This window comes from Actinomycetota bacterium, assembly GCA_030776725.1.
Lineage (GTDB): Bacteria > Actinomycetota > Nitriliruptoria > Nitriliruptorales > JAHWKO01 > JAHWKW01.
Genome location: JALYHG010000066.1, coordinates 1 through 5,832 on the forward strand (window position 1 = coordinate 1; position 5,832 = coordinate 5,832).

At 72.2% G+C, this 5,832-nt stretch carries 7 protein-coding genes; 4 read left to right on the forward strand and 3 right to left on the reverse strand.

Translation table 11 applies throughout. The features are described 5' to 3' along the window. Positions 1 to 585: SMC family ATPase (locus M3N57_02930; protein ID MDP9021652.1), on the forward strand; the 585-nt coding region annotated here is incomplete at its 5' end. Then, positions 582 to 1,505: a hypothetical protein gene (locus tag M3N57_02935; GenBank protein ID MDP9021653.1), complete on the forward strand. Its 924-nt coding sequence runs from the start codon at positions 582 to 584 to the stop codon at positions 1,503 to 1,505. The genes M3N57_02930 and M3N57_02935, both read left to right, overlap by 4 nt. Positions 1,506 to 1,514: 9 nt before the next feature. On the opposite strand, the gene M3N57_02940 is transcribed toward M3N57_02935, so the two are convergent. Further along, positions 1,515 to 1,739 (reverse strand): BldC family transcriptional regulator, encoded by a 225-nt coding sequence (locus M3N57_02940; GenBank protein ID MDP9021654.1) that lies wholly within the window; start codon positions 1,737 to 1,739, stop codon positions 1,515 to 1,517. Between the two features lie 191 nt (positions 1,740 to 1,930). Further along, on the reverse strand, positions 1,931 to 2,737 hold the full coding sequence (locus tag M3N57_02945; GenBank protein MDP9021655.1) for a hypothetical protein: 807 nt from the start codon (positions 2,735 to 2,737) through the stop codon (positions 1,931 to 1,933). Positions 2,738 to 2,879: 142 nt separating this feature from the next. Between M3N57_02945 and M3N57_02950 the strand changes: the two genes are divergently transcribed. Further along, complete coding sequence (locus M3N57_02950; GenBank protein MDP9021656.1) at positions 2,880 to 3,962, forward strand: valine dehydrogenase; 1,083 nt, start codon at positions 2,880 to 2,882, stop codon at positions 3,960 to 3,962. Positions 3,963 to 3,988: 26 nt separating this feature from the next. Here M3N57_02950 and purM read toward each other — a convergent pair whose 3' ends face one another. Further along, on the reverse strand, positions 3,989 to 5,014 hold the full coding sequence (purM, locus tag M3N57_02955; protein ID MDP9021657.1) for a phosphoribosylformylglycinamidine cyclo-ligase: 1,026 nt from the start codon (positions 5,012 to 5,014) through the stop codon (positions 3,989 to 3,991). A gap of 85 nt (positions 5,015 to 5,099) precedes the next feature. Here purM and M3N57_02960 point away from each other — a divergent pair. Beyond that, the coding region (locus M3N57_02960; protein MDP9021658.1) for a GNAT family N-acetyltransferase at positions 5,100 to 5,832 on the forward strand (733 nt) is incomplete at its 3' end.

Here is a 5,832-nt window from a genome sequence, read left to right on the forward strand (position 1 = left end):
ACCCTCGAGCGTCTCGAGCGCGACCTGGCCGAAGCGGTACGGGTCCGCCAGCGGCGCCGCGCTGCCGCCGAGGCGACCACGGTCGCACGGACCCTCGGCCGGCACCTCGACGCGCGGAACTTCGAACGGTGGCTGCTGGCGCGGGCACTCCGTCGGCTGCTGGCCGGAGCGTCGACGATCCTGCGTGACCTGTCGGACGGGGCGTACTCGCTCGCCCTCGACGACAGCGGCGCCTTCCAGGTCGTCGACCATCGCAACGCCGACGAACGCCGACCGGCGCGCACCCTGTCAGGCGGCGAGACGTTCCTGGCGTCGCTGGCGCTGGCTCTCTCGCTCGCCGAGCACCTGGCGGATCTGGCGGCGCACGGTTCGGCCCGTCTCGACGCCCTCTTCCTCGACGAAGGCTTCGGGACGCTGGACGCTGACACGCTCGACACGGTCGCCGCCGCCATCGAGGAGCTCGGGGCGCGCGGGCGGATGGTCGGGCTGGTCACCCACGTCCGCGAGCTAGCCGAACGCGTCCCCGTGCGCTACGAGGTCCGGAAGGTCGCCAGCAGCTCGACCGTCGACAAGGTGCCGGCATGAGGCGCATCACGATCGAGTCGTGGTCACCCGGGTACGGCAGCCCGTTCGACGTCGACGCCGCCGCAGCGTCCGACGCCGTCGTGGACGAACAGGTCGAACTGCCCGCGGCCAAGTGGCGACCGCTGGAACCCGACCCGTCGGTGTCGGCCGCCGCCCAGGTCCGCTTCGTCGACGGCATCCGCCGCGTCGATGCGCTGGTGTGGTTGACCGCCGAGGATGGCACCGCCCGCGCGGGGCTGTGTGCGTCGTTCGCGGCGGGGGTGGCCTGTTGCGACACGGACGCCACGATCGAACGCGTCGAGGTCCGCCGCGGTCTCATAACCACGGCCGGCGCCGAGCCGCTGGAGACATCGGCCGGCACCTACGCCCCGCTGGCCGTCGCCGATGACGACCCGGCCCGGCTCGACGCGGGCCTGCAGCAACGCATGCGCGACCTCGAGATCGCCGTTGCCCGGCAGGCGCCACGATCGGACCTGATCGTGATCGATGGGCCCCTGCGCGAGCGTCAGGACGTGCACGCGGCGATCGGGTACATCAAGACCCACCACGTGCGGTACCTCTCGCCGAGCGCGAACCAGGTGGTCGCCTGCCTGCACGCCGGGCAGCGCACCCCTCTGTTCGTCACCCAGACCACGTGGAGCCGGTACTGCTGGTACCTGCGGCTGCCCGGAGCAACCGGACACCCCTGGGCCGGGGTCGTGCGCTGTGAGGCCGCTGCCGACCTACCGTTGGCGGCAGCGCGCACACTGGCGGATCGCACGTGCGTGACGTTGCCTCGCTTCGCGTCCGAGCCGCACAAGGAGCCGCGCGCCCCGCAGAACCTCTACCCGATCGCGGCCCTGGAACGTGAGCTTCGGCGCCGGCTCGGCGACGCGGCCTACCTGGAACGGCTGCTGCGCGCGACGGTGTCCCGTGCGTGAGCCCGCCGCTTACCGGGCCCCGTCGCCCTCGTCTTCCCGGCGGGGCTCCACGCTCTGCTCGAGCAGGGCCTCGACCTCCGACGCCCGGTAGCGGCGGTGGCCGCCGAGCGTGCGGATCGCCGTGAGTTTCCCAGCGTCCGCCCACCGCGTGATGGTCTTGGGGTTCACCCCGAACCGCTTGGCCACCTGTCCCGGCGTCAGCAGTTCCTCTTCGTCGTCACCTCGGCGTTGCACTGTCAGACCTCTCTCTAGACGTTGGCGTCGCCTAGGGAGTCGGTCGCGCGACGCTCGGGCGCTATGCCTGCTTCGTGCCATCTTCCTGTGGCCGCAACGGACTAGTCCTCGGGAGGGGTGAGCGCCGACGAGCCCTCGGGCGTTACGACGCGCAACCACGACCGTACTCGTCGTGTTCGCGCTGCTCTGTGTCAGTTGGTTCGGCACCGGATCCGCAACAGCTGCCAACGGCCCTGCAGAGCCTCGTACCCGGTGACGGCCAGGTAGGCGTGGCCCCGTTCGAGGTTGTCGATGGTCTCCCACAGGTCCTCGCACGACAGGTCGGTGGCCAGGTCGCCGGCCGGGATCGTCGTTGCCAGACCGCCGTAATCCAGCTCCAACAGGCTGTCGTCGTGGAAGTTCGCGAGCCAGTCCACGAGCTCGGCCAGGGCGGCCACGATCCCGCCCCCGTCGTCGACCCTGGCTTCCACAACACCGATCGCCCGGTCGAGCCGGTCGAGGGCCGCCTCCACCGTGGTGAGGTACGTCAAGCGTGGCGACCGGCCCGCGGACGGCGCACGGAAGCGCCGCTCCGCGGCGTCGAACGCGGCGAACCACTGCAGCGGCACCTCCCAGGCGGCCTCGCGGATGTGCGGTGGACGCATCAGCCGGTCCACGGCCGCGACCGCCGCCCGCACCTCCTCCCGTGAGAAGAACTGGTCGGCCGCCGGGTCGGGGACCTGCTCCCGGAACGCCAGCAGCGCCGCCGCGTGCCGTTGTGCCAGCTGCAGCGGGCACACGTGGACCTGATCCGCGACCCTGCGGACCAGCGCCGTGGGCGGCTCGGTCGGTGCTCGCCGGGTCACCAGCCGGGTCGAGGCGGCGGTCGCTTCCTTCTGTAGCGCCGACGAGGTCGGGACACCGTCGTCTGCGGCGACGTAGCGTCTCCAGCGTTCCCGCTCGGGGGGCGGGAAAGCGTCGAGCGGCTCGAACAGCCGCAGGTACGCACACGGCACCATGGCGCGGCACGCGGCCCGGGCACGGGCGGCTCGGCGCGCGCGTACGCTCCCAGCCTACGCCCGCATCGGCCCCGTGGTGGCGAACAGTGGTGTGGCCACCGCTGGCGCCACGGACGGGACCGAGGACCTAGGAGGGCGGGAGGTGGACGGGCCGCTCTCGCTGCTCGAGGGCCACGAGCAGGTGGTGTACACCTCCAACGAGGACGCGGGCCTGCGCTGCATCATCGCGATCCACTCCACGGCGCTCGGACCGTCGCTGGGCGGAACGCGGTTCTTTCCGTACCCGGACGAGGAGGCGGCGCTGGTCGACGTGCTGCGGCTCAGCCAGGCGATGACGTACAAGGCGGCCTGCGCGGGCCTGACCCTCGGCGGGGGGAAAGCAGCCATCATCGGCGACCCGGAGACCGATAAGACCGAGCCGCTGCTGCGGGCCTACGGCCGCGCGATCGAGTCGCTCAACGGCCGCTACATCACCGCCTGCGACGTCGGCACGTACCCGGACGACATGGCGGTCGTCGCCGAAGAGACCCGGTGGGCGACGGGGATGGATCGCGCCCACGGCGGGTCCGGAGACAGCGGCGTCACCACCGCCTACGGCGTCTTCGTCGCGGCCAGAGCGGTTGCGGAGCACCTGTGGGGCTCGGATCAGCTCGATGGGCGCCACGTCGCCATCCAGGGGCTCGGGAAGGTCGGCGGACGTCTGGCTCAGTACCTGGCCGACGCCGGGGCGAAGCTGACCGTCGCCGACATCGACGCCGACGCGGTCGACCGCGTGGTTGCGCGCACCGGGGCGGAGGTGGTCGATCCGGTCGACATCCTGGAGGTGGACGCCGACATCCTCTCCCCCAACGCGCTCGGCGCGGTGTTGAGCGAGCAGACCATCGACCGACTCCAGGTGGCCGCGATCTGCGGTGGGGCGAACAACCAGCTCGCGACCGTCGAGGACGCCGGGCGCCTCCAGGAGCGCGGCATCCTCTACGCCCCCGACTACGTGGTGAACGCCGGTGGACTGATCCAGGTCTCCGATGAGCTACAGCCCGGCGGGTACTCGGAGGAGCGCACCCTCCGCTGCGCCGACCGGATCGGCCAGACCCTGCGTGACATCTTCGACCTCGCCCGCGAACTGGACGTCACCACCGAGTTGGCGGCCGAGCGCGTCGCCGAACGGCGCATCGCCTCGGTCGGTCGCCTGCGCACCTTCTACCTCCGCAGCCGGAGACGGTGACGCCAGACCGTTCTGCTGCACGCGTGTCACGTGATGGCGATCCCGCCGGCCGGTCTGACCTGGCCCACGACCCAGGCGGGCACGCCGCGCCCCGCCAGCAAGTTGACCGCGTCGTTGGCCGCCGATGGGGCCACCACCGCCACCATCCCGATGCCCTGGTTGAACGTCGCCCACATCTCCTGGTCGGGGATGCGCCCCAGACGCTGGACGACGCCGAACACGGCGGGTCGCTCCCACGTCGAGGTGTCGATCCGGGCGCCGAGGCCCTCGGGCAGGATGCGGGCGAGGTTGCCGGCCAGGCCCCCTCCGGTGATGTGGCAGAACGTCCGCACGGGCAGCGCCGCGGCCAACGCCAGACAGTCCCGCGCGTAGATGCGTGTCGGGGTGAGCAGCTCCTGGCCGAGCGCCCGCGGCAGGCCGTGGCTGGCCGACAGATCGACGTCCGCGACCGCTCGTCTGACCAGGCTGTAGCCGTTGGCGTGCAGCCCGCTGGCTGCCATGGCGATCAGTGCGTCGCCGACCTCGACGCGGTGGGGGCCCAGCAGGTCGGCGCGCTCGACGATCCCGACACCGAAGCCCGACAGGTCGAAGGCGTCGTCGTCCATGCTGCCCGGATGCTCGGCCGTCTCGCCGCCGACCAGAGCACACCCCGCGACGCGGCAGCCCTCGGCGACGCCGGCCACGATCCGCTCGACACGGTCGGGATCCAGGCGACCGACCGCCAGGTAGTCGAGGAGGAACAGCGGTTCGGCGCCGGTCACCACCAGGTCGTCGGCCACCATGGCGACCAGGTCCTGTCCGACCGTTTCGAGGACGTCGAGCTGGCGCGCCAGTTCGACCTTGGTCCCGACCCCGTCGGCGGAGCTGGCCAGGACCGGTTCGCGCCACCGTCGCGCATCCAAGGCGAACAGCCCAGCGAAGCCACCGATCCCGCCCAGTACCTCCGGGCGGCGGGCGTTGTCCAACAACGGTCCCAGCCGCTCGACGGCGGCGTCGGCGGCCGCCAGATCCACCCCGGCGGCGGCGTACGAGAGCGGGTCGTCGCTGGCCATGGCATCCTCGGCATCGTGTCGTCGCGGCGCATCCTCCCACGCCGGCCGACGACGCGCGGCTCAGAGCGGTGGTTAGCCTGGTGCGGTGATCAGCGACCAGCGTCCCCTGAGCGTCGACGACGCCGAGGCGGCGTTCGCCTTGCGCGCCCAGGCGTTCAACGTTCCTGCGGGCGACCGTGATCGGTACCTCACCCGTTTCCGTCCCGACCAGCACCTGGGTGCCTTCGTCGACGACCGGCTGATCGCGTCGCTGGCGGTCCTGCCGTTGGGGCAGTGGTTCGGCGGGCGGTCGGTCCCCATGGGTGGCCTCGCGAGCGTCGCGGTCGCGCCCGAGCACCGCAACACCGGGGTGGCGTCGCGGCTGATGCGCCTGGCCCTGTCGCTGATGCGTGACCGTGGCCAGGTGATCAGCACGCTGTACCCGGCCACCAACGTCCCCTACCGACGCCTGGGGTGGGAGCTGGCCGGGGCGCGGGTGCGCCGACGCCTGCCCCTTCGCACGCTCGCCGATCTGCCGCGCCCCCCGGTGCAGGTCGTGGGCGTGGACGTGGACGCCGATCTGGACCGGGTCCGAGCCGTCTACGACCGCGTGGCGGCGACGACCGACGGGTTCACCGACCGCACCGGAGACCGCTGGCGCACCATCCTCGACCACCTCACCCGCCACGACCACACCTACGTGTACGCGGCACTCGATGACGACGGCGAGCTGGACGGGTACGTCGCGTACCGCCACGAGGAGCCCCCGCCCGACGCCGACGAGTTCTACCGGCTGCGGGTCATCGAGCTGGTCGCGGGTGGTGGCGCCGCCACGGCGG

Bases quoted from the DNA above. Each gene is read 5' to 3' on its own strand.
- M3N57_02935 (MDP9021653.1), top strand. From the start codon at position 582: ATGAGGCGCATCACGATCGAGTCGTGGTCACCCGGGTACGGCAGCCCG.
- M3N57_02945 (MDP9021655.1), bottom strand. From the start codon at position 2,737: ATGGTGCCGTGTGCGTACCTGCGGCTGTTCGAGCCGCTCGACGCTTTC.
- purM (MDP9021657.1), bottom strand. From the start codon at position 5,014: ATGGCCAGCGACGACCCGCTCTCGTACGCCGCCGCCGGGGTGGATCTG.